The sequence below is a fragment of the Phaeobacter sp. JH20_29 genome, assembly GCF_048056175.1.
GTDB classification, from domain to species: domain Bacteria; phylum Pseudomonadota; class Alphaproteobacteria; order Rhodobacterales; family Rhodobacteraceae; genus Phaeobacter; species Phaeobacter bryozoorum.
In genome coordinates this window covers 1-24557 of record NZ_JAYMWO010000014.1, presented here as the reverse complement: position 1 = coordinate 24557, position 24557 = coordinate 1, and the positions used below count along the sequence as shown (strand labels likewise).

Below are 24557 nucleotides of genomic sequence, written 5' to 3'. Positions count from 1 at the left end.
ACGTGGGCGTAGTGACGGCCTTCGGTCTCATATTCCACGTGCGCGGTCGAGATGGTGATGCCGCGGGCTTTCTCTTCAGGTGCGCCGTCGATCTGGTCGTAGGCTTTGAAGTCACCGAAATACTTGGTGATCGCTGCGGTCAGCGTGGTCTTGCCGTGGTCAACGTGGCCGATGGTGCCGATGTTGACGTGCGGTTTTGTACGTTCAAACTTTTCCTTAGCCATGAGAGGCCTCCTTTTCGTGTTGAGAAGGGCACGCGCCGTGGCGCGAACCCCTCAATATCTGTTCGCTTAAGCGAATTTTGCCTGGATCTCGTCAGAGATGTTCTGCGGAACCGGATCGTAATGATCGAACTGCATGGTGAACTGGGCGCGGCCCGAGCTCATCGAACGCAGGGTGTTGATGTAGCCGAACATGTTCGCCAGCGGCACAAATGCGTCGATCGCAATTGCGTTGCCGCGGGGTTCCTGGCCGGTCACCTGACCACGACGCGAGGTCAAATCGCCGATGATGCCACCGGTGTAGTCCTCAGGTGTGATAACTTCCACCTTCATGATCGGTTCCAGCATCTTGGCGCCAGCTTTGCGCATGCCTTCACGCATACACATACGTGCAGCGATTTCGAAGGCCAGAACGCTGGAGTCAACGTCGTGGAACTTACCGTCGATCAGGGCAACCTTGAAGTCGATCACGGGGAAGCCGGCCAACGGACCGCTATCCATGACGGACTGGATGCCTTTTTCAACACCGGGGACGTATTCCTTGGGAACGGCACCACCAACGATGCGGCTCTCGAAGGAGTAGCCTTCGCCCGGCTCTGTCGGCGAGATGATCATCTTCACCTCGGCGAACTGACCCGAACCACCCGACTGTTTCTTGTGGGTGTAGGTGTGCTCGACCTCGTGACCGATGGTCTCGCGGTAGGCAACCTGCGGCGCACCGATGTTGGCTTCGACCTTGAATTCACGCTTCAGACGGTCAACCAGGATGTCCAGGTGAAGTTCGCCCATGCCCTTCATGATGGTCTGACCGGACTCGATGTCGGTCTCCACGCGGAAGGACGGATCTTCGGCAGCCAGACGCTGCAGACCCTGGGACATTTTCTCCTGGTCGGCCTTGGTTTTCGGCTCAACCGCGATCTCGATCACCGGATCGGGGAAGGTCATGGTTTCCAGAACCACCGGATCGTTGACGGCGCAGAGCGTGTCACCGGTTGTGGTGTCTTTCAGACCTGCCAGCGCGATGATGTCGCCTGCAAACGCTTCCGTGATTTCCTCACGGTCGTTGGAGTGCATCATCATCATCCGGCCGACGCGTTCTTTCTTGCCCTTGGTGGAGTTCAGGAGCGTGTCGCCCTTGGCCAAGGTACCGGAGTAAACCCGGGTGAAAGTCAGCGAGCCGACGAAGGGGTCGTTCATGATTTTGAACGCCAGACCCGAGAACGCCATCTCGTCGTCCGCACGGCGGGCGATGTCACGGGTTTCGGTTTCGTCACCGGGTTTGAAGCCCATGTAATCAACAACGTCCAGCGGGCTGGGCAGATAGTCGATCACAGCGTTCAACAGCGGCTGAACGCCTTTGTTCTTGAATGCGGAGCCGCCGAGAACCGGAACGAATGCCAAGGCCAGAGTACCCTTGCGCAGCAGTTTGCGCAGGGTCGGGACGTCGGGCTCTTCGCCTTCCAGATAGGCTTCCATCGCGTCGTCGTCCATTTCGACGGCCGCTTCGATCATCTTGCCGCGCCATTCTTCGGCCATGTCTTTCAGGCTGTCACGGATCGGTGCTTTGATCCACGACGCGCCAAGGTCTTCACCCTGCCACAGCCATTCTTCCATGTTGACGAGGTCAACCAGGCCTTCCAGCTCGGTTTCTGCGCCGATCGGAATACCAACCGGAACCGCGCGGGCGCCGGTGCGGTCTTCGATCATGTTGACGCAGTTGAAGAAGTCAGCGCCGATCTTGTCCATCTTGTTGACGAACACCATACGCGGAACCTTGTAGCGGTCAGCCTGACGCCACACGGTTTCGGTCTGGGGTTCAACACCGGCGTTGGCGTCCAGAACACAGACAGCACCGTCGAGAACCGCCAGCGAACGCTCAACTTCGATGGTGAAGTCAACGTGGCCGGGGGTGTCGATGATGTTCAGGCGGTGCTTCGGAGAGTCAGCGGTCTGACCATCTTCGGTGCGTTCCCAGAAGGTGGTGGTCGCAGCCGAGGTGATGGTGATCCCGCGTTCCTGCTCCTGCTCCATCCAGTCCATGGTGGCTGCACCATCGTGCACCTCACCAATGTTGTGGGATTTGCCGGTGTAATACAGGATACGCTCGGAGCAGGTGGTTTTACCTGCGTCGATGTGCGCCATGATACCGAAGTTACGGTATAGGTTGAGCGGATATTCGCGTGCCATAGGTCTAGGTCCCCTAGCTTACCAGCGATAATGGGAGAAGGCTTTGTTAGCCTCTGCCATCTTGTGGGTGTCTTCGCGCTTCTTCACGGCGGTACCGCGGGACTGTACAGCGTCCAGCAGCTCACCGGCGAGGCGTTCTTCCATGGTGTTTTCGTTGCGAGCGCGGGCGGCTTTGATCAGCCAGCGGATCGCCAGGGCTTCGCGGCGCTCGGGGCGCACTTCGACGGGCACCTGGTAGGTGGCACCACCCACACGACGCGAGCGCACTTCGACGGAAGGCTTCACGTTGTCCAGGGCTTCGTGGAAAACTTCCACGGGGGCACGTTTGATTTTCGATTCAACGCGGTCGAATGCGTTGTAAACGATGCTTTCTGCGACCGATTTTTTACCATCGATCATCAGGTTGTTCATGAATTTGGTCAGAACGCGGTCGCCAAACTTGGCGTCGGGCAGAACTTCGCGTTTTTCAGCAGCGTGACGGCGAGACATTTATCAATATCCTTCTTATTTAGGACGCTTCGCGCCGTACTTCGAACGGCGTTGCTTACGGTCTTTGACGCCCTGGGTATCCAGAACACCACGCAGGATGTGGTAACGGACACCGGGAAGGTCTTTTACACGGCCGCCACGGATCAGAACCACGGAGTGTTCCTGAAGGTTGTGGCTTTCACCGGGGATGTAGGAGATCACTTCGAAACCGTTGGTCAGGCGGACCTTCGCAACTTTCCGCATAGCGGAGTTCGGTTTCTTCGGTGTGGTGGTATACACACGGGTGCAGACGCCGCGTTTTTGCGGGCACTGTTCCAGGTGCATGGACTTAGAGCGTTTTACTTTCGGCTGCCGCGGCTTGCGGATCAGCTGTTGGATCGTTGGCATTCCGGTTTTTTCCCCGTCTCAACAACACATGTGTCATGCACGTCCTTGAACGTACGGCTAAATTCGTCGCACTTACGCGTCCGCAAGCGCAAAAACCGCAATCGTTTCCATTCCGAGGTAAACGACGCGGTGGGTTTACAGAGGATCCGCGCAAATAGGCGCACGAGATCTTGAGCCACTTAGATTTTGATATCGGCTTTTGGGGCGACCCCCGGTTGCCGGATAGGCGGGCGTATATGGGGAGTCGCGGGGGATGTCAACAGCGGCTCCCCCGGCCGCATCGGCGTGGCGTCTGCGCGCGTCGGCGGCCGGACAGCGCCGCTGGCCTACAGCTTGCCCGTACAACCTGCGCGGTGCATAGTGCGCCGCGACAGGCGGACCCTCATGAGAGGCCGCAGGCGCGAGGGTCTACAGCGATGCAGGTCATAGGTCTATGCCGTTTTTCCTATCCCGCCATTGGTGGGTTTCAGGTTGAACATGACACGCTTGATGAGCGGATCGCCTATCTCTATGCCGAGGCCCGGCTGAAGGAGCGGTTTGACCTGCTGGAACGGGTCGCCCTGCCCTGTCTGCGCGCCCAGACCGATCAGGACTTCACGCTGGTGATTGTGATTGGCGAGAGCCTGCCAGCGCCACATCTGGCACGGCTGCGCGATCTGACGGCGGATATGCCGCAGGTGCAGATCCGCGCCCGCCCGCCCGGCAACCACCGGCAGGTCATGAAGGAGGTTCTGAATACCACCCGCAATGACCTGAGCGCGCCCTGCCTGCAATTCCGTCATGACGATGATGATGCGGTCTCGGTGGATTTTGTCGAGCGGCTGCGCCAGACCGCTGGCCAGTGTCAGGGGCTGATCGCACAGAACCAGACGGTTGCGATTGATTTCTGCAAGGGCTTCACCGCGCGCTTCGCGTCGGACGGGATCTATGCGGCAGAGGGGTACCGGCCCTATTTTGTTGCGGCGATGGGCATGTATGTGGCCGGCAATTGCAAGCAGAGCATCATGAATTTTGCCCATCACAAGATTGCGCGTTTCATGCCCAGCATCACGATACCGGATGCGCCGATGTTTGTGCGCACGCTCAACGCCTATAATGACTCCCGTCAGAAAGGTGCCAGAGAACCGGAGCTGAGCCGCCTCACCCCAGCGCAGGAAGGCGAATTCGAAGCGCGCTTTGCAATCCGGGCCTGACGCGTCTACTCGGGCGGTGACAGGGGCGCGCTGGCGCGGCGGCGGGGGCGTTCCCGCAGCAGGCTGAAAACACCGGCAGCCACGACGATGGCCGCCCCCAGCAGGGTGAGCGCATCCGGCCAGCTGTCAAACATCAGCCAGCCAAGCAGCAGGGCCCAGAGCAGCCCGGTGTAGCGAAAGGGCGAAACCGCCGCCACATCACCAACCCGCATGACCATCACCGAGAACAGATAGCCGACGAAGATGCAACCGGCTGCAAAAAGCAGGATAAACGTGGTCGTCAGGGTCAGCGGCTGCCAGTCCTCCTGCAAGCCAAGCACAAGACCGAACAGCAGGACCGACAGCGCCGCCATCAAGCTGACCGTCAGCGAGGGCACCGCCGCCGACATCCGGCGGGTAAAGAGATCACGCGCGGTGATACAAAGAACCGCTGCAAGGGCGTAGCCGGTGCCGCTATCAAAGCCCTCCGGTCCCGGTCGCACGATCAGCAGCATTCCGATAAAACCCGCGCCAATCGCTGCGGCCCGACGCCAGCCGACCTGTTCCCCAAAGAGCAGCACCGCGGCGAGGGTCACGGTCAACGGCAGCATCTGCAAAATGGCCGTCACATTGGCGATGGGCAGGGTCAACAGGGCGCTGAGAAAGAAATAGGTGGTGGCCACCTCAGTCAGGCTGCGGCCTGCGACAAGCCCCCAATCCCGGCGGCTCAGCGACAGGCGCAGGCTGCCATAAGCACGGGCAAGCGCGTAGATCAGCAGGCTGACGGCAATACCGCGCACCACCAGGATCTGCGAGAGCGGCAGGCTCTGCCCCGCGAGTTTGACCATCCCGTCATTGATCGTGAAACCCGCCATGCTGCCAATCATCAGCAGCGCGCCCAGCTGGTTTCCGGTCAGCCGGGACATCACGGCAGCACAGCTCGCAGCTGGTCCGGCGTCATCGCAAAGTGGCGGTCGAGTGCTGCGGCGATCTCGGCCTCGGACATCTTGTGGGTGATCCCCATCTGCGCAGGTCTGGATTTATTGTCACCATGAATGGTGCGCAGGAAACCCGGCGTCGAGATATCCGACACCACGTTCCAGTGCTGCGCGTAGCGGCGGTGATTGTAGCGGTAGGGATTGCCGCCATATCCGACAGGTGCCACAAGCGCGGCCCCCACCGAGAGCGGCGCCTTTTCGCAGGCATCGAAGATCTCGTCCTGCACGCCCTCCGGCCCCTCGCGGCGGCGCAGGTAGATGCCGCGATTGTTGGCAAGAATAAATGGGGTGCTCTCTCCCTGTAGCGGGATCATCCCGGTGGCGAGGCGCCGATTGCGGGCGATGTAATCGAGATCCACCGCATCGTCGTCATCCAGACGGAACATCAGGCGATGGGTCGCCCCCTCTGTTGGGACGGCGTTATAGCCCTGCTTCAGCATCTTGTAATGCACGCCGGGCCCCACCGGCATCAGCGTGATATTGTCGGCGGGTTCCAGCAGACGCGACAGGCGTTCCAGATAGCACTCGGGCATATCTTCAGCCGTGAGGACGATCAGGTGAAATCCCTGATCGCTCTGGCGCAGGAGAGAGCGCAGGCAGAGCCGCTCAAACACCCGGAACCTGAGTTCCATCCGGTCCGTTGCGAAAAGATGAGCCGCCGTATCGGCAAGGGTCGCGAATTTCTCGGAATAATAGGTCGGGGTCAGCACGGAGAAACGCACAAGGCCAACGATGCTGAGTCTGATATCCATTCTGCGCTGTCCTGTTTCGGCCCGACGGGGCACTTCGTCATCCGCAGCAAGAGACCATTCCCGGCGCAAATTGGGAAGATCCGAAATCACGCGAACCGCGCGGTCGGCCCGCAAACGAAGCAGTCGCAACGCAAAACGAGATGTCCGCAAATCGCGTTGGTCCGCTTGGAGCCCAAAGTAACCGATGCTACGGGGCGCAGGAAGGGCTGCTTCCTGTGGTTATCTTAGGATACGACCATCCGGCGTACGTACGCTTAAAACTTCCACGGAAATGTCTAAATCGGATGTGATAGCATTAGGTGGCAAGTCGGGGGCGACAAGTCTGAGCGACTGCGTTTCCTGTGGTTGTACAATTGGCACCAAAAGAGCCGTACCAAAGCGTTGTTCGCCTTCGAAACCAACCTCCTTCAGAACTGTCGAACTGCCCGCTGCCAAGTAACGAACACCATAGTTGAAGGATGCGACACGCTCCCCTGAGCGGTTCGAAATGGAGCACCCCATTGTCAAAAGAACTTTGCCAAGTACTTCTGCCCGTTCAGGCAGAAACCGGCACTCGCTTACAGCAATGCTTTGCCCAATTGGTCGCGGTTGGCGATAGGTCAGAGGGCAATCTTCAGCGTTGACGTTGCCATCTGAAGTTGGTGGCAAGCAGGCGTCAAAAGGACTACTGAGACCTTGCGCTGACAAATTTCCAGCAACCGCCAAGCCAACGGTCAGGAGAACAAATACTGATTTTAAAATTCGCTTCATTCGAGCATGTTCCTGCAAAGCTGCCGCTCGCGCAAGCGCAGCGAACGGCGGGTTTGTCCCGCAGAGCGGGCCAACATGGTTTGCGGACATGTCCAAGAAAAAGCCCCCCGCAACATAAGTTGCGGGGGGCTTTTTCATTTCAGATCAACGTGGATCAGTCGCGGCTCTCTGGGGTTTCCACCAGAGTGTCGAAGCTCGCCTCGCTGCTGACATCATCCATCGACGGGGCGGCCAGAGCGGCGGCTGCTTCGGCCTCCTCACGGCGCGCCTCGAGGACGACATTGTCACGCGACTGGGCGATGTTGCGCACACGCTGGGTGGCGCCACCGGTACCGGCCGGGATCAGGCGACCCACGATGACGTTCTCCTTGAGGCCGACCAGCTTGTCCTTCTTGCCCTGTACCGAAGCTTCGGTGAGGACACGGGTGGTCTCCTGGAAGGAGGCCGCCGAGATGAAGGAACGGGTCTGCAGCGACGCCTTGGTGATGCCGAGCAGGATCGGTTCGCCCTGAGCCGGACGCTTGCCACGGGCCAGCGCCTTTTCGTTGGCGGTGTCGAACTCCTGCTTGTCCACGTGCTCGCCTTTCAGCAGAGTCGTGTCGCCGGAGTCGGAGATCTCCCACTTCTGCAGCATCTGGCGAACGATCACCTCGATGTGCTTGTCGTTGATCTTAACACCCTGCAGGCGATAGACGTCCTGAACCTCGTCGATCATGTAGTTCGCCAGAGCCTCAACACCCATGATGGACAGGATGTCATGCGGCGCTGGGTTGCCGTCCATGATGTAGTCACCCTTTTGGACAAAGTCACCTTCCTGAACCGGAATGTGCTTGCCCTTGGGCACCATGTATTCGACGGGCTCCATCGAGTCATCCGCAGGCTCGATCGAGATGCGACGCTTGTTCTTGTAGTCGCGGCCAAAGCGCACGTAACCATCGATTTCGGCGATGATCGCATGATCCTTCGGACGACGGGCTTCGAACAGTTCCGCAACGCGCGGCAGACCACCGGTAATGTCCTTGGTCTTGGCGCCTTCACGCGGGATACGCGCAACAACGTCACCGGCCATGATCTGCTGGCCTTCTTCGACCGACAGAATGGCGTCCACAGACATCGGGTAGGTCAGCGGGTTGCCCGCATCGCTGCGCACCGGTTCACCGTCACCATCCACCAGGATGATTTCCGGCTTCAGGTCAGAGCCTTTCGGAGCCGCACGCCAGTCGATCACGATCTTCTGGGTCATGCCGGTGGCTTCGTCGGTCTCGTCGCGAACGGCGATGCCGGAAACCAGGTCCACATATTTCGCGGTACCGGGTTTTTCGGCGATGATCGGCAGGGTGTAGGGATCCCATTCGAACAGCTTGTCGCCACGGGACACGGACTGACCTTCCTTGACGAACAGCTTGGAGCCGTAGCCCAGCTTGTGGCTGGCGCGCTCTTCGCCGTGCTCGTCCTGAATGATCAGCTTCATGTTCCGACCAACAACCAGGGTCTCGCCATTGGCGTTCTCCAGGGTCTGCGGCATCTCGAAGACGATCTTGCCCTCTTGCGAGGCTTCCAGGAAGGACTGCTGACCACCCTGCGCAACGCCACCGATGTGGAAGGTCCGCATCGTCAGCTGTGTGCCGGGTTCACCGATCGACTGGGCCGCGATGATGCCGACGGCCTCACCGGTGTTCACCTGCGTACCACGGGCGAGGTCACGACCGTAGCACTGGGCGCAGACGCCCTCTTCGGCTTCACAGGTCAGCGGCGAGCGGATACGGGTCGACTGAACGCCGGCCTCTTCCACTGCATCTGCCATGCGCTCGTCGATCAGCTGGCCAGCGGCCACGATGATCTCCTCGGTGCCGGGCTTCTTGATATCCTCTGCCGCAACACGGCCCAGGATACGTTCGCCCAGCGAGGCCACAACTTCACCATCGTTGACAGCGGCTTCGGCGGTGATCGCTGCTTCGGTGCCACAATCGCGATCACGCACGATGCAGTCCTGTGCCACGTCCACCAGACGGCGGGTCAGGTAACCCGAGTTCGCCGTCTTAAGAGCCGTATCCGACAGACCCTTACGGGCACCGTGGGTCGAGTTGAAGTACTCGAGAACGGTCAGGCCTTCTTTAAAGTTCGAGATGATCGGGGTCTCGATGATGTCGCCGTTCGGCTTCGCCATCAGGCCACGCATCCCGCCCAGCTGCTTCATCTGGGTGACCGAGCCACGCGCACCGGAGTGGGCCATCATGTAGACCGAGTTCGGTTCCATCACAGCGCCGTTCTCATCCCGCTTGTCAGCGGAGATGGTGCCCATCATCGCATCGGTGACCTTGTCGTTACACTTCGACCAGGCATCGACAACTTTGTTGTACTTTTCGCCCTGGGTGATCAGGCCGTCCATGTACTGCTGTTCGAAGTCCTTCACCTGATCGCGGGTCTCATCGACCAGCGTCCATTTGGTGTCGGGGATCACCATGTCGTCCTTGCCGAACGAAATGCCCGCCTTGAACGCTTCACGGAAACCCATGGTCATGATCTGGTCACAGAAGATCACGGATTCCTTCTGACCGCAGTAGCGGTAGACGGTGTCGATGACCTGCTGAACCTCTTTCTTCCGCAGAAGACGGTTGACCAGTTCAAACGGTGCCTTGACGTTCTTCGGCAGCAGCGCGCCCAGACGGACACGGCCCGGGGTGGTCTCAAAACGCTTGAGGACCTCGTTGCCTTCTTCGTCGATCTGAGTGATCCGCGCGGTGATCTTGGTGTGCAGATGCACTTCGCCGGCGTCCAGCGCGTGCTGAACCTCGTCGATGGTGCCAAAGATCTTGCCTTCGCCGGGCATGCCTTCGCGTTCCAGGGTCACATAGTAAAGACCCAGGATCATATCCTGCGACGGAACAATGATCGGCGCGCCGTTGGCAGGCGACAGAACGTTGTTTGTCGACATCATCAGGACGCGCGCTTCCAGCTGGGCCTCAAGGCTCAGCGGGACGTGCACAGCCATCTGGTCGCCGTCGAAGTCCGCGTTGAACGCCGAGCAGACCAGCGGGTGCAGCTGGATCGCCTTACCTTCGATCAACGTGGGTTCGAACGCCTGGATCCCGAGACGGTGCAGCGTCGGCGCGCGGTTCAGCATCACCGGATGTTCGCGGATCACCTCATCGAGGATATCCCACACTTCGGGACGCTCTTTTTCGACCAGCTTCTTCGCCTGCTTCACGGTGCTGGACAGGCCCTTGGCCTCCAGACGCGAGTAGATGAAGGGCTTGAACAGCTCCAGCGCCATCTTCTTGGGCAGGCCGCACTGGTGCAGCTTCAGCTCAGGACCGGTCACAATCACCGAACGGCCGGAGAAGTCGACCCGCTTACCCAAAAGGTTCTGACGGAAACGACCCTGCTTACCCTTCAGCATGTCAGAGAGCGACTTCAGCGGACGCTTGTTGGCGCCGGTGATGACGCGGCCGCGACGGCCGTTGTCAAACAGCGCGTCCACGGATTCCTGCAGCATCCGCTTTTCGTTGCGGACGATGATATCCGGCGCGCGCAGTTCGATCAGCCGCTTCAGGCGGTTGTTCCGGTTGATCACGCGGCGATAGAGGTCATTGAGGTCGGAGGTCGCAAAACGGCCACCATCCAGCGGCACCAGCGGACGCAGTTCCGGCGGAATGACCGGAATCACGGTCATGACCATCCATTCCGGGCGGTTGCCGGATTCCAAGAAGCTCTCAACAACCTTCAGGCGTTTGATGATCTTCTTGGGCTTCAGTTCGCCTGTGGCTTCGGCCAGCTCAGCGCGCAGCTGTTCGGCTTCGGCTTCAAGGTCGATGGCCGCCAGCATTTCGCGGATCGCTTCAGCGCCGATATTGGCGGTGAAGGCATCCATGCCGAACTGGTCCTGGGCGTCCATGTATTCTTCTTCGGTCATCATCTGGCCGTAGGTGAGGTCGGTCAGACCCGGCTCGATGACAACATAGTTTTCGAAATACAGAACCCGCTCAAGATCGCGCAGGGTCATATCCAGCATCAGGCCGATGCGCGACGGCAGCGACTTGAGGAACCAGATATGCGCAACCGGCGACGCCAGTTCGATGTGGCCCATGCGCTCGCGGCGGACCTTTTGCAGCGTGACTTCCACACCGCATTTTTCGCAGACAACGCCGCGATATTTCATACGCTTATATTTGCCGCAGAGGCATTCGTAGTCCTTGATCGGACCAAAGATACGCGCGCAGAAGAGACCGTCACGCTCAGGTTTGAACGTCCGGTAGTTGATGGTTTCCGGCTTTTTGATCTCGCCGTAGGACCACGACAGGATCCGCTCAGGCGAGGCCAGCGACACCTTGATCTCGTCGAAGACCTTCGGCGGCGTCAGCGGGTTGAACGGATTATTCGTCAGTTCCTGGTTCATTTTGATGTCCTCAAATTCGTGCGAAAGGCTGGAGGGGGAGGCAAATTTCTGTGAAGAAATCTGCCAAGATTTTTTGAAAAATCCTGTTCCCCTTACTCGTCACCCTCCGCATCCAGGAGTTCCATATTCAGGCCGAGGCCACGGACTTCTTTCACCAGAACGTTAAACGATTCCGGTACGCCCGCTTCGAAGTTGTCCTCGCCCTTGACGATCGATTCATAGACCTTGGTCCGGCCTGCAACGTCATCCGACTTCACGGTCAGCATCTCCTGCAGGGTGTAGGCGGCGCCATAGGCTTCCAGAGCCCAGACTTCCATCTCACCAAAGCGCTGACCACCGAACTGCGCCTTACCACCCAGCGGCTGCTGCGTGACGAGGGAGTACGGGCCGGTCGAACGCGCGTGGATCTTGTCGTCGACCAGGTGGTGCAGTTTCAGCAGATACTTGATGCCGACGGTGACGGGGCGTGCGAATTGCTCACCCGTACGACCATCAAACAGGACCGACTGACCGGAAGTGTCAAAGCCAGCGCGCACCAGTGCATCGTTGACGTCCGCCTCTTTGGCGCCGTCGAAGACGGGTGTCGCGATCGGCACGCCACGGGTCACATTACCGGCAGCCTCGACCAGATCGGTCTCGGTCATATCGGCAATACCTTCACCGTAGACGTCATCACCATAGGCGTGGTGCATCGCTTCACGCACCGGGGTCAGATCGCCAGAACGACGGTATTCCTGAAGCGCATCATCGACTTTGATACCCAGACCGCGTGCGGCCCAACCCATGTGGGTCTCCAGAATCTGACCAACGTTCATCCGCGACGGAACGCCGAGCGGGTTGAGACAGAAATCGACCGGGGTACCATCGGCGAGGAACGGCATGTCCTCCATCGGCACCACTTTCGAGATCACACCCTTGTTCCCGTGACGGCCGGCCATCTTGTCGCCCGGCTGCAGCTTGCGCTTCACCGCGATAAAGACTTTCACCATCTTCATGACGCCCGGGGGCAGATCGTCGCCGCGACGGACCTTCTCGACCTTGTCTTCGAAACGGGCATCCAGAGCACGTTTCTGTGCTTCATACTGCTCGTTCAGGGCCTCGACGACCTGTGCGCTCTGCTCGTCTTCCAGCGCCAGCATCCACCACTGACCGCGGCTGAGTGTGTCCAGCAGCTCTTCGGTGATTTCGGAACCGGCCTTGATACCCTTGGGGCCTTTGACTGCGGTTTTACCCAGCAGCATGCCACGCAGGCGGGCGTAGATGTTGCGATCCAGGATGCCCAGCTCGTCGTCCCGGTCACGGGCCAGACGCTCGACTTCCTCACGCTCGATCTGCAACGCACGTTCGTCTTTCTCGACGCCGTGACGGTTGAAGACCCGAACCTCGACCACGGTCCCGTAGTCGCCCGGCTTCACGCGCAAGCTGGTGTCGCGCACGTCAGATGCTTTTTCGCCAAAGATGGCGCGCAGCAGCTTTTCTTCCGGGGTCATCGGGCTTTCGCCCTTGGGTGTGATCTTGCCAACCAGAATATCGCCCGGCTCCACGTCGGCACCGATGTAAACGATGCCCGCCTCGTCGAGGTTGCGCAGCGCTTCTTCACCGACGTTGGGGATGTCGCGGGTGATCTCTTCCGGCCCAAGCTTGGTATCACGGGCGGCGACTTCGAATTCCTCGATGTGGATCGAAGTAAAGACGTCGTCACGCGCGATGCGCTCGGAGATCAGGATGGAGTCTTCGTAGTTGTAGCCATTCCAGGGCATGAAGGCCACGACGACGTTTTTACCCAGAGCCAGTTCACCCATATCGGTGGACGGACCATCGGCAATCACTTCGCCTTTGCGGACTTCCTGGCCTACTTTCACCAGCGGACGCTGGTTGATGCAGGTGTTCTGATTCGAACGCTGGAATTTGCGCATACGGTAGATATCAACGCCCGCATCCCCCAGTTCCAGATCTTCGGTTGCCCGGATCACGATACGCTGCGCGTCGATCTGGTCGATGATGCCTGCGCGTTTGGCCATGATGGCCGCGCCGGAATCCCGTGCCACGATCTCTTCGATGCCGGTGCCGACCAGCGGCGCCTCGGCACGCAACAGCGGAACCGCCTGACGTTGCATGTTCGAGCCCATCAGAGCGCGGTTAGCATCGTCGTTCTCAAGGAACGGGATCAGCGAGGCCGCAACCGATACCAGCTGTTTCGGGCTGACGTCGATCAGATCCACGCTTTCGCGCGGTGCCAGCGTGTAGTCGCCGGACTGGCGGGTCGAGACCAGATCGTTGACGAATTTGCCGTCTTCATCCAGCGTCGCGTTGGCCTGCGCCACGGTGTGACGCATTTCCTCGGTCGCGGACATATAGTGGACTTCGTCTGTCACCTTGGCGTCGTTGACGACGCGGTAAGGTGTTTCGATGAAGCCATATTTGTTCACGCGAGCAAAGGTCGCCAACGAGTTGATCAGACCGATGTTCGGGCCTTCCGGTGTCTCAATCGGGCACATCCGACCATAGTGTGTCGGGTGAACGTCGCGCACCTCAAAGCCAGCACGCTCACGGGTCAGACCGCCAGGCCCAAGCGCCGAGAGACGACGCTTGTGCGTCACTTCGGAGAGCGGGTTGGTCTGGTCCATGAACTGCGACAGCTGCGAGGAGCCGAAGAATTCACGCACCGCAGCAGCAGCCGGTTTTGCGTTGATCAGATCCTGCGGCATCACCGTGTCGATCTCGACCGAGGACATCCGCTCCTTGATGGCGCGTTCCATGCGCAGCAGACCGACGCGGTACTGATTTTCCATCAGTTCGCCAACGGAGCGCACACGACGGTTGCCGAGGTGGTCGATATCGTCGATGTCGCCCTTGCCGTCACGCAGCTCAACCAGCGCCTTGATGCAGGAGATGATATCTTCCTTACGCAGGGTGCGCTGAGTGTCCTCGGCGTCCAGAGCAAGGCGCATGTTCATCTTCACACGGCCAACGGCGGAGAGGTCGTAACGCTCGGAATCGAAGAACAGCGTGTCGAACAGCGCGGAGGCAGCTTCGACGGTCGGCGGCTCGCCCGGGCGCATGACACGGTAGATATCCATGAGCGCGGTATCGCGACCCATGTTTTTGTCCTGCGCCATGGTGTTGCGCATGTAGGGGCCGACATTGATGTTGTCGATGTCCAGAACCGGAATGTCGGTGATACCGGCATCCAGCAGTTCCTTGACGGTCCCGCCGATGATTTCGCCGCCCTTGTCATACTCGAGGGTCAGCTCATCGCCGGCTTCGACATAGATGGCGCCGTTTTCTTCGTTGATGATATCCTTGGCGACATATTTGCCAACGATATGCTCAAAGGGAACCAGCAGCTCGCTGATGTTGCCTTCGTCGATCATCTTCTTGACGGCGCGCGGTGTGACCTTCTTGCCAGCTTCGGCAAAGATCTCACCGGTGGCGGCGTCAACCAGATCGTAGGTCGGACGGGTGCCGCGCACGCGCTCGGGGAAGAACGGCGTGACCCAGCCACGGCTCTTCTCCAGCTTGAAGGAGATGGTGTTGTAATAGGCATCCATGATGCCTTCCTGATCCAGACCCAGCGCATAAAGCAGGGTTGTCACAGGCAGTTTACGACGACGGTCGATACGGGCAAAGACGATGTCCTTGGCGTCGAATTCGAAGTCCAGCCAGGAGCCGCGATACGGGATGATGCGGCAGGCAAACAGCAGCTTGCCCGAAGAATGTGTCTTGCCCTTGTCGTGATCGAAGAACACGCCCGGCGAACGGTGCATCTGGGACACGATCACACGCTCGGTGCCGTTGACCACAAAGGTGCCGTTCGGCGTCATCAGGGGCATATCGCCCATGTAGACGTCCTGCTCCTTGATGTCCTTCACCGATTTTGCACCGGTGTCTTCGTCCACATCAAAGACGATCAGACGCAGAGTGACCTTCAGCGGAGCCGAATAGGTCATGTCGCGCTGCATACATTCCTCGACGTCATATTTCGGACGTTCAAAGGAATATTTCACGAACTCCAGAACCGACGTCTCATTAAAGTCCTTGATCGGAAATACCGACTGGAACACGCCCATGATGCCTTCGCCGTCGAGCGGCTGTTCTGCATCACCAGAGCGCAGGAAGAGGTCGTAAGAAGATTTCTGGACCTCGATGAGGTTCGGCATGTCCAGGACTTCGCGGATTTTACCGTAGTATTTGCGAAGACGTTTCTGGCCAAGGAACGATTGAGCCATGTCAGATGTCACCTTTCCAATTCTCACTGAACAAGGATGCCGCCGGGCCCCGGCACCTTGTCCATACGAGACAGCGTGTTCGGATCAATTCATGACCACCTTCCCGAATGGCGGCCTCCCGATCCTTTGAACCTCGCCTGAAAAAACGCCCGTTTAGTTGGGCCCTTTCTAAGACAGGTTCGGCTGGACCCGGTTTTCACCGGGCCCAGCCAAATTTCCGGGATGTTCAGAGGACGTCGAAACCGACACCCCATGTTGTCCCGTATCGCGTAGCTTAGGCCAGTTCGATCTCGGCGCCAGCTGCTTCCAGCTTGCCTTTGATGTCTTCGGCTTCGTCCTTGCTGACGCCTTCTTTGATCTTGCCGCCAGCTTCGACCAGCTCTTTGGCTTCTTTCAGGCCAAGACCGGTGATGCCGCGAACTTCTTTGATCACGTTGATTTTGGATGCGCCAGCGTTTTTCAGAACGACGTCGAATTCGGTCTTTTCTTCTTCCGCTGCGCCACCGGCGTCGCCGCCAGCTGCCATGACAACGGCGCCGCCAGCTGCGGGCTCGATGCCATACTCATCCTTCAGGATGGTTTTCAGTTCTTGTGCTTCAAGCAGGGTCAGACCAACGATGTCTTCTGCGAGTTTCTTCAGATCAGCCATTTTATCAGCTCTTTCCGTTTACAGTGTGTGTGTTCCAACGTGCGGGCATATGCCCGACGCCAGTCATTCAGTGCCAACCGCTTACGCAGCTTCCGCCTTCTCTTCGATGGTCGAAAGGATGCTTGCGATGTTGCTTGCAGGTGCGCCAATTGCGCCAGCGATGTTGGAAGCAGGTGCGCCAATGCAGCTTGCGATCTGAGCAATAAGCTCGTCGCGCGAAGGCATTTTCGACACGGCTTCAACGCCGGCACGGTCCAGAGCGTTCTCACCCATCGCGCCACCAAGGATCTCGAACTTTTTGTTCTCCTTGGCGAAATCCTCGGCCACCTTAGCGGCGGACACGGGATCTTCGGAATAGGTCAGTACGGTCATCCCTGTCAGCAGGTCAGACATGCTTTCACACGGCTTACCCTCGAGGGCGATTTTGGCGAGCCTGTTCTTGGCAACACGCACGGAGCTACCGGCGTCGCTTGCACGCGCCCGCAGATCCTGCATCTCTGCAACTGTCAGACCGGCATAGTGGGCTACGACCACCACGCCAGAGCTTTCGAAGATCTGGCCGAGTTCCTCGACCACTCTCTCTTTCTGGGCTCTATCCACAGTTCTCTCCAAGTTTAGGGACACTTGCGCATCCCGGCTCATTGATGTGCCGAACATTGCTGCCCGGCGTTCAAGTCCGTTTTAACGGGGTGAGCCAAAATCACCCGAGGGTAGGAATTCCCTCGATCCTTTGGTCGTTCCCGTCTCAGGAGGGAAATTAAGACCCGATCGACAGGCCACCCACCATCTTGGACGAAATGAAATAAAGCGCACGACGAATCGCACGCTTTATCTCGGGGTCGTAGTTAGTCCCATTTTTAGGGATTTCCAAGGGCAAAATCGTCCGAAAGACCACCAAGGCCAGGATCAGCCGAGATCGCCACAATGACACCCCCGAAAAGGCAAAACCGGGGCCCCCATCAGGGACCCCGGTCTATCGTCAATGCGGCGTTTCTGACACATGCGACTCGGCGCACTGTCAGCCCTCGCCCCGCCTGCCGAGATTACTCGGTAACAGCGGTTTCCACGTCAACGGTGACGCCCGGACCCATGGTGGAGGACAGAGCGATTTTCTTCATGTAAGCGCCCTTGGCACCCGACGGCTTTGCCTTGGCAACCGCAGAGATGAAGGCACGTACGTTCTCGATCAGCTTGGCTTCGTCGAAGGAAGCTTTGCCAACGCCAGCGTGCACAACGCCGCCTTTTTCAGCTTTGAACTGAACTTCGCCACCCTTGGCTGCTTCCACGGCCGCTTTCACGTCCATGGTCACGGTGCCGACCTTGGGGTTCGGCATCAGGTTGCGGGGGCCAAGCACTTTACCCAGACGGCCAACGATCGGCATCATGTCAGGGGTTGCAATGCAGCGATCGAAATCGATGGTGCCGCCCTGGATGGTTTCCATCAGGTCTTCTGCACCGACGATGTCCGCGCCAGCTTCCTTGGCTTCGTCAGCCTTCGCGCCACGGGCGAAAACAGCAACGCGCATGTCTTTGCCGGTGCCGTTGGGCAGGCCAACCACGCCGCGAACCATCTGGTCTGCGTGACGAGTGTCAACGCCGAGGTTCATGGCGATTTCGACGGTTTCGTCGAATTTTGCGTTTGCGTTTGCCTTGATCAGGGCAACCGCTTCTTCCACCGACAGGTTGTCCTTGCCAGCGAAAGCTTCGCGCGCAGCGCGGGTCCGTTTACCGAGCTTAGCCATCTTACTTCACCTCGATGCCCATGGAGCGGGCAGAGCCCAGGATGATCTGCATCGCGGCTTCGATGTCGTTCGCGTTCAGATCTTTCATTTTTGCTTCGGCGATTTCCTTCACCTGAGCGACGCTGACGGTGCCCACGGTTTCGCGCGACGGGTTGTTCGCGCCGGATTTCACTTTGGCGGCCTTCTTCAGGTAGTAAGACGCAGGCGGCGTCTTGATGTCCATGGTGAAGGACTTGTCCTGATAGTAGGTGATCACGGTCGGGCACGGCGCGCCGGGCTCCATGTCTGCGGTCTTGGCGTTGAACGCCTTGCAGAATTCCATGATGTTGATGCCGCGCTGACCCAGTGCCGGACCAACCGGCGGGGATGGGTTTGCCTTACCGGCGGGCACTTGCAGCTTCATCGTGCCAACAAGCTTCTTAGCCATTTGGTGTTCCTTTCAACTCGGGCAAAACGCGTTTCACCCTATGTATGTTGCGTGGTCCGATATCAGGATCGCGATCCCTCCATCTCCCACGAGAGAATCTCGCCCGAAGACGATAGAGGCGGCATGTATAGGGGATTGCGGGGGTTGGCAAGTGGGGACGCCAGGCGATTCAACATGACCAACTGGCCTTGCCAGAGCAACTACAATTAGCAACCGGCTTGCAGATGTATATGTTATCACATAACATTCGCTGAAACGGTCTCCCTATAGGAACCGGCGTCGACACCTGAGGAGCAATCCGATCATGTCTGGAAATCTTGGCCGCACCAGCCTGAAGCGCTCGCAGAAGCGAAGCAATCCGATGCAGGACTACGACCAACTTCCCCCAGACCTGCGCAGATGGATTTCTTCTGCCGCTTTGCCGTGGAGTGCGATCTCCGTTGAACGGACCTTCAGAAAGGCTTTGTCTCGAACTGGCGACAGGGCCCGTGCGTTGCATGAGCTAAGTCGGATTGAACACAAGCTGACGGTAAAGGATGCGCAGAAGATATGGGGCGCCGAGCACCCAAATGCCCGAAAACAGGGCTACAGCCCGCAATGAAGGGTCAGGGCTGTTGCCCGCCGAAAACTAGCCCAGCCACAAACAAAAACGCCGCGATGCAGATGCAACGCGGCGCCTTGAATTCTACCGGAAAGGGCTATCACCCCTGCTTGGTCACCTGCGTGAAATCCAGCTCCACCGGGGTCTCGCGGCCGAAGATCGACACGGTGACCTTGAGTTTCTGATTGTCGTCGTCGACGCCTTCGACCATGCCGTCGAAATCTTCGAACGGTCCATCGTTGACCTTGACCTTTTCGCCCACTTCAAAGGAGATGAGCGTGCGCGGCGCTTCTTCGCCTTCCTGAACGCGGCCCAGGATGCCCTGCACTTCGGCGTCGCGCATCGGCATCGGACGGCCCTGCGGGCCGAGGAAACCGGTGACGCGGTTGATCGAGGAAATCAGGTGATAGCCGCGGTCGGACATTTCCATATGCACCAGCACGTAGCCGGGCATGAAGCGACGCTCTGTCGAGACTTTCTTGCCGCGACGAATTTCGATCACCTCTTCGGTGGGGACCAGAACTTCGTCGATTTCGTCTTCCAGACCCTGCTCTGCGACCGACGTGCGGATCTGCTCTGCGATTTTCTTTTCGAAGTTCGAAAGAACGCTGACCGAATACCACCGTTTCGCCATGAACCTGATCGTCCTTGTGTCTCTTGGCCGACAAGTGCGTCGGGCCACTGCTAAAATAAGATACAGCCTTGGGGCTGCGCTCTAACAAAAAGCGGCGCGCGACACGAATCGCCACACGCCTACGTCAGAGTTAGTCGCTCACCTACCGCCCCGGGAGTCCAAGATCAAGAGGTGAGCCGCCAATTGCGAAGCCAAGCTGCCCTTCGCCACAACGGGTTGCGCGATCGGGGCTGCCAGACGGGTTTAGCCGAACATGCCCAGAATGCCCTCAAGGCCAAAGCGGATCAGGATATCCACGATGGCAAAGAACACGGCCGTCAACGCCGCCATGACAAACACCATCACGGTGGTCAGCAGCACCTCACGGCGGGTCGGCCAGACGACCTTGGAAACTTCGGCGCGAACCTGCTGGATGAACTGGACGGGGTTTGTGGTGGCCATGAGGCGGGGTTCTCTCTGCTTGCAATCAAGCAGCGATTTAACCGCAGACCATGGCAATTTCAAGCCCTGCTGCACCTTCACCGATGGCTCGGGGCGGGTTCTTCAGGTCCGCGCCGCAGCATCCGCCGAGAAGCAATCAATTCTATCTTAATTTTCGCGGGCCATAAATATCCGCCATGGGGCACCGCAGATGTCAGCACATCGCGCCCTGCCCGTTACCGAGCGCGATTATGAGATAGGATTCCATGACCCTCGCACAGAACGATCAGCAGGCGACCAGCCTGAGCCAAACCACCCCGGCAGGGGCTGCCACCCAGCGCGAAGCGCAGGCAACCCCGCCGCTGACAATGCAGATTTCCAGCAAGCTCTCTGGCCGTAGTCGGCGGCTGCCACCGCAAGACAATGCGAAGCTGGACCCCGAACATCAGGAGCAACTGACCGCGCTGTTTCAGCATGGACATTTCCAGCAGGCCGCAACCCGTTGCGCAGAGCTGCTGAACAGCCATCGGAGATCAGCATTCCTGTGGGAACTGCTGGGCCGCTGCCATCTTGCGCAGACCGCCCTGGATGAAGCGGCGACCTGCCTGAACAAAGCCTGCGAGCTGAACCCGACCTCCGCCACGACCTTTGCCGCGATGGGTGATGTCTACCGGCGCCAGAACCGGCCAGTGGATGCGATTGCCCTGTATAAAAAGGCTCTGACACTGGATTCGACCTGCCTGCCCGCGCTCAACAATCTGGGCAACACGCTGCTGGAGCAGGATCGCATCATCGAGGCCGATCAGTGTTTCGCCACCGCGATTGATCAAGCGCCTGACAACGCGCAACTGCTTTACAACCGTGCCAATATCCAGCGTCAGCTGGGGAACATGGGGATCGCCCGCGATCTCTATGGTCAGGCCGCGCGCTTTGCCCCGAACTTCCTGGAAGCGCGGTACAACCTTGCCCAGCTCACCGGTATGATCGGCCAGCAGAGCGAGGCGATCCGTCATCTGGACCAGATTCTACTGGCCCGCCCCAATGACGATCGCGCCCGCGCCCAGAAGCTGCGCCTGATGGCGGAGCTGTGCGATTGGCGCTGGCTGGACGAATATCAGGAGCACCGTCGGCACCTTGGGCTGCGTGGGTCCGCCTGCGCCCCGCAAGCGCAGATCGCGCTTGAGGACAATCCAGACCTACTGCGCATCCGGATGCAGGCCCATGCCAGCTCCCGCCCGCAATCTGACCCGGCGCCGCAACGGCCGAGGGCAGAAACACGCCCACAGCGGCTGCGTGTCGGCTATTTCGTCAGCTCGACCCAGGATCTCGATGCGCTGCGACTGCTCGACAGCCTGCTGGCCCGCCACGATCAGAGCCGATTCGCGCTTTACGTCTATGCGGCCAGCGCACCGCGCGCGGATCTGGTCGGCGTCCACCACCGCGATATCCGCGGACTGTCCGCAACCACCATCAAGACACAGGCCGTCGCGGATCAGCTGGATATCGCAATTGACCTGACCAGCTATACCCACGAAGCCGACGCAACCGTGTTTTCGGCCCGGATCGCGCCGGTACAGATTGCCATGCCCGGTTTTCCGGGCACCATGGGCACTCCGGCGTATGACTATATCCTCGGCGATGCGGTTACCTGCCCGCCCGGCAGCGAGCGCTATTTCGAGGAACATGTGATCCGCATGCCGCACAGCTATCAGAGTGTTACAGCTCTGCAGGACCTCTCCGGCCACCAGTTCAGCCGACGCGACTGCGGCCTGCCCGATGATGCCTTTGTCTTCTGCAGCTTTACCGCCAGCCATGCGCTAACCCCACGTGAATTTGATATCTGGATGCGCCTGCTGGCCCGTGTGGAGGGCAGCGTTCTGTGGCTCCCGGACTACCCAGAAGAGGCACAGGCTGCACTGCGACAGGCCGCAAGCGACCGCCGTGTCGACCCGGATCGCGTGATCTTTGCCGCCGCCAGCACCGGCGAGGAGCGTATGGCGCGCAGCATGGTCGCAGATCTGTTCCTGGACAGCTTCACCCTCAATGCCGGTCCGGCAGCGCGCGACGCACTGGCTGCCGGGCTACCGGTGCTGACAATGGCGGGGCGCCAGTTCGCTGCCCGCACCACCGCAAGCCTGCTGGCCGCTGCCGACATGGAAGACCTGCTGACCACCACGCCCCAGGCCTATGAGGCACGGGCGCTGGAACTGGCCGAGGACCGGGATCAGCTGCTGGCACTGCGCAGCAAACTGCGGCTGATGCAGACGAAAGCACCGCTGTTTGATACCACGCGCTACATGCGGGATCTGGAACGCGGGCTGGACATGGTTTTTGCCCGCCATAGCGACGCACTGCTGCCACAGCATGTGACGGTTCCGGCCGAGGATGTGGTGCCTGCAAAACCAACCGACAGCTACAGCGCGGCACAGACCGCAGGCACGCCCAATCACGCCGCCTGATCAGGGCAATCTTCACCCTGAAACCCAACGCTTCCCTCGCCCTAGAAAGGCGGCGGAGGCGTTTTGCCTGCCATATGGACTGGATCCGGCGGGACCGATCCACGACGAGAGAGAGCGGACAGGCGCAGCTGCGGATCCGCCAATCGAAACGAGGCCCGTGCTGGGATGTCTTGTGTCTGAGATGAGAGAGTGGCAGGGGCATCAGGGTTCGAACCCGAGACCTACGGTTTTGGAGACCGTCGCTCTACCAACTGAGCTATACCCCTACGGTGCGGCAGTTCCTAAGCCAGAGCTGCGCGGCTGGCAAGAGGGAAATCAACGAAATCGCCCGGATTTCCGCCCGTCCTCCCGCGATGACTGGCCCCACTCGCCATGCTTCAGTATGACAGAGAAAAATATCCAGAGGAAAGATCCCAGAGTGAGCCTGCGCAAAAAGATCGCCGACAGTCCGAAAGTGAACCGCGCCATCGAGGCCCTGCTGGCGGGATATGTGCGATTCGCCCATCGCACCTCGCGCTGGGAGCGCCGCGGGTTCGAGGAAATGGATGCCTGTGTCGCCTCTGGAGAGCCGGTGATCTTTGTGCTCTGGCACCAGCGGTTGATCATGGCCCCCTATCTCTTTGACACCTCTCTGGGCCGGATCTGCGCGCTGACCTCTGCGGCGCGGGCCGGGCGGCTGGCGGGACAGATTCTGGTGCGTCTGGGGTTTGAGACCATCCCGATGTCCAGCCACAAACGCCATGTGGCGCTGTCCCGCGAAGTCCTGCGCCGCACCAAGGAGGGGTGTTCTATCGGCATTGCCGCTGACGGACCAAGAGGGCCGGCTCGCATATCCTCGGGCGTACCGATCACTTGGGCGCGGATGACCGGATGCCGTGTGTTCACTGTCGCGTTTGCAGAACGGAAAGTGATTAAGCTGCCAACCTGGGATCAGCAGATGCTGCCTCTGCCGTTCTCACGTGGTGTTCTCCTCTGTCAGGAATGGACGGATGAGGTGCCGAAGAAGCCAAGCGATGAGCAGGTTGAGACGCTGCGGCTGAGCCTGCAGGCTTCGCTGGACAAGATTACGGACACGGCCGACCGGGCCGTCGGGCAGCCTCCGCGCAGATAGACATGGCTAGAGGCCTGGCGGTCAGGTCGCCCCCTGCCCTGTTCCAGCGTCATCGCATAGAAAAAGGCCGCCCCGGTTGGAGCGGCCTTTCTATTTTCTCACCTGAGTGGCTCTCGGTGATTTTCTAGCGAAAACCACCTGTCACCGCAGGCCAGAGTTTCCGGTGGAAACTCGACCTTAGTCGGTGATTTTCGACACAACGCCGGCGCCGACGGTGCGGCCGCCTTCGCGGATCGCAAAGCGCAGGCCCTGCTCCATCGCGATCGGTGCGATCAGTTCAACGTCAAACTTCAGGTTGTCGCCGGGCATAACCATCTCGGTACCCTCGGGCAGGGTCACAGTGCCGGTCACGTCGGTGGTCCGGAAGTAGAACTGCGGACGGTAGTTCGCGAAGAACGGGGTGTGACGACCGCCTTCTTCCTTGGTGAGGATATAGGCCTCAGCTTCGAACTTGGTGTGCGGCTTCACGGAACCCGGCTTACACAGAACCTGACCACGCTCAACGCCGTCACGGTCCACACCACGCAGCAGCGCGCCGATGTTGTCGCCTGCTTCACCACGGTCCAAGAGCTTGCGGAACATTTCCACACCGGTACAGGTGGTGGTGGAGGTGTCACGGATACCAACGATCTCGATCGAGTCGCCAACGTTGATCACGCCGCGCTCAATACGACCGGTCACAACGGTACCACGGCCGGAAATCGAGAACACGTCTTCGATCGGCATCAGGAACGGCTGGTCAACAGCGCGCTCAGGCGTGTCGATGTAATCGTCAACAGCCGCCATCAGTTCCTTGATCTTGTCGGCGCCGATCGCGTCGTCACGGCCTTCCATCGCCGCCAGAGCGGACCCTGCGATGATCGGGATATCGTCGCCCGGGTAGTCGTAGGAAGACAGCAGTTCGCGGATTTCCATCTCGACCAGCTCCAGGAG

At 59.5% G+C, this 24557-nt stretch carries 20 protein-coding genes and 1 tRNA gene; 4 read left to right on the top strand and 17 right to left on the bottom strand.

The window, feature by feature from the left end; genetic code table 11:
- The 4 genes from VWZ85_RS14080 to rpsL form a co-directional block, all read right to left on the bottom strand.
- On the bottom strand, positions 1-224 hold a 224-nt coding region (locus VWZ85_RS14080; RefSeq protein ID WP_416534629.1), incomplete at its 3' end, for a GTP-binding protein.
- 66 nt (positions 225-290) lie between these two features.
- A complete protein-coding gene (gene fusA / locus VWZ85_RS14075; RefSeq protein ID WP_416534713.1) occupies positions 291-2408 on the bottom strand; it encodes an elongation factor G in 2118 nt (705 codons plus the stop codon).
- A gap of 18 nt (positions 2409-2426) precedes the next feature.
- Positions 2427-2897: a 30S ribosomal protein S7 gene (gene rpsG, locus VWZ85_RS14070; RefSeq protein WP_014876015.1), complete on the bottom strand. Its 471-nt coding sequence runs from the start codon at positions 2895-2897 to the stop codon at positions 2427-2429.
- Between the two features lie 15 nt (positions 2898-2912).
- On the bottom strand, positions 2913-3284 hold the full coding sequence (rpsL, locus tag VWZ85_RS14065; RefSeq protein WP_005621086.1) for a 30S ribosomal protein S12: 372 nt from the start codon (positions 3282-3284) through the stop codon (positions 2913-2915).
- 416 nt (positions 3285-3700) lie between these two features.
- Here rpsL and VWZ85_RS14060 point away from each other — a divergent pair, with 416 nt between their 5' ends.
- Positions 3701-4477, top strand: coding sequence for a putative rhamnosyl transferase (locus tag VWZ85_RS14060; RefSeq protein ID WP_416589429.1), 777 nt, complete (start codon positions 3701-3703; stop codon positions 4475-4477).
- Positions 4478-4482: 5 nt separating this feature from the next.
- Here the strand turns inward: VWZ85_RS14060 and VWZ85_RS14055 are convergent, their stop codons facing one another.
- The 9 genes from VWZ85_RS14055 to rplK all read right to left on the bottom strand — a co-directional run bounded on the left by VWZ85_RS14055 (position 4483) and on the right by rplK (position 18399).
- Positions 4483-5385 (bottom strand): DMT family transporter, encoded by a 903-nt coding sequence (locus tag VWZ85_RS14055; RefSeq protein WP_340546587.1) that lies wholly within the window; start codon positions 5383-5385, stop codon positions 4483-4485.
- A complete protein-coding gene (locus tag VWZ85_RS14050) occupies positions 5382-6206 on the bottom strand; it encodes a glycosyltransferase (protein ID WP_416589428.1) in 825 nt (274 codons plus the stop codon). Before VWZ85_RS14050 ends, VWZ85_RS14055 begins: the two co-directional genes overlap by 4 nt.
- 219 nt (positions 6207-6425) lie before the next feature.
- Positions 6426-6956, bottom strand: coding sequence for a hypothetical protein (locus VWZ85_RS14045; protein ID WP_416589427.1), 531 nt, complete (start codon positions 6954-6956; stop codon positions 6426-6428).
- A 154-nt stretch (positions 6957-7110) separates the two neighbouring features.
- Positions 7111-11352: a DNA-directed RNA polymerase subunit beta' gene (gene rpoC, locus VWZ85_RS14040; protein ID WP_340546578.1), complete on the bottom strand. Its 4242-nt coding sequence runs from the start codon at positions 11350-11352 to the stop codon at positions 7111-7113.
- 92 nt (positions 11353-11444) lie between these two features.
- The gene (rpoB, locus tag VWZ85_RS14035; protein WP_340546577.1) at positions 11445-15581 is read right to left on the bottom strand and encodes a DNA-directed RNA polymerase subunit beta; all 4137 of its coding nucleotides are present in this window, start codon (positions 15579-15581) and stop codon (positions 11445-11447) included.
- Between the two features lie 274 nt (positions 15582-15855).
- On the bottom strand, positions 15856-16230 hold the full coding sequence (gene rplL / locus VWZ85_RS14030; RefSeq protein ID WP_340546576.1) for a 50S ribosomal protein L7/L12: 375 nt from the start codon (positions 16228-16230) through the stop codon (positions 15856-15858).
- An 81-nt stretch (positions 16231-16311) separates the two neighbouring features.
- A complete protein-coding gene (gene rplJ, locus VWZ85_RS14025; protein ID WP_340546575.1) occupies positions 16312-16830 on the bottom strand; it encodes a 50S ribosomal protein L10 in 519 nt (172 codons plus the stop codon).
- 443 nt (positions 16831-17273) lie between these two features.
- Positions 17274-17972, bottom strand: a complete 699-nt coding sequence (gene rplA / locus VWZ85_RS14020; protein WP_340546574.1) for a 50S ribosomal protein L1 — start codon at positions 17970-17972, stop codon at positions 17274-17276.
- A 1-nt stretch (position 17973) separates the two neighbouring features.
- A complete protein-coding gene (gene rplK / locus VWZ85_RS14015) occupies positions 17974-18399 on the bottom strand; it encodes a 50S ribosomal protein L11 (RefSeq protein ID WP_014876029.1) in 426 nt (141 codons plus the stop codon).
- A gap of 304 nt (positions 18400-18703) precedes the next feature.
- Between rplK and VWZ85_RS14010 the strand changes: the two genes are divergently transcribed.
- Positions 18704-19000: a DUF6525 family protein gene (locus tag VWZ85_RS14010; RefSeq protein ID WP_416589426.1), complete on the top strand. Its 297-nt coding sequence runs from the start codon at positions 18704-18706 to the stop codon at positions 18998-19000.
- A gap of 100 nt (positions 19001-19100) precedes the next feature.
- Here the strand turns inward: VWZ85_RS14010 and nusG are convergent, their stop codons facing one another.
- The gene (nusG, locus tag VWZ85_RS14005; RefSeq protein ID WP_014876030.1) at positions 19101-19634 is read right to left on the bottom strand and encodes a transcription termination/antitermination protein NusG; all 534 of its coding nucleotides are present in this window, start codon (positions 19632-19634) and stop codon (positions 19101-19103) included.
- 243 nt (positions 19635-19877) lie between these two features.
- Complete coding sequence (gene secE / locus VWZ85_RS14000; RefSeq protein ID WP_008560174.1) at positions 19878-20075, bottom strand: preprotein translocase subunit SecE; 198 nt, start codon at positions 20073-20075, stop codon at positions 19878-19880.
- Positions 20076-20320: 245 nt separating this feature from the next.
- On the opposite strand from secE, the gene VWZ85_RS13995 reads away from it, so the two are divergent.
- The gene (locus VWZ85_RS13995) at positions 20321-22513 is read left to right on the top strand and encodes a tetratricopeptide repeat protein (RefSeq protein WP_416589425.1); all 2193 of its coding nucleotides are present in this window, start codon (positions 20321-20323) and stop codon (positions 22511-22513) included.
- A 190-nt stretch (positions 22514-22703) separates the two neighbouring features.
- Here the strand turns inward: VWZ85_RS13995 and VWZ85_RS13990 are convergent.
- Positions 22704-22779: transfer RNA gene (locus VWZ85_RS13990), tRNA-Trp, on the bottom strand.
- Positions 22780-22931: 152 nt separating this feature from the next.
- Between VWZ85_RS13990 and VWZ85_RS13985 the strand changes: the two genes are divergently transcribed.
- On the top strand, positions 22932-23624 hold the full coding sequence (locus tag VWZ85_RS13985) for a lysophospholipid acyltransferase family protein (protein ID WP_340546571.1): 693 nt from the start codon (positions 22932-22934) through the stop codon (positions 23622-23624).
- A 177-nt stretch (positions 23625-23801) separates the two neighbouring features.
- Here VWZ85_RS13985 and VWZ85_RS13980 read toward each other — a convergent pair.
- Positions 23802-24557, bottom strand: a 756-nt coding sequence (locus VWZ85_RS13980) for an elongation factor Tu (protein WP_416595496.1), incomplete at its 5' end; no start/stop codon positions are given.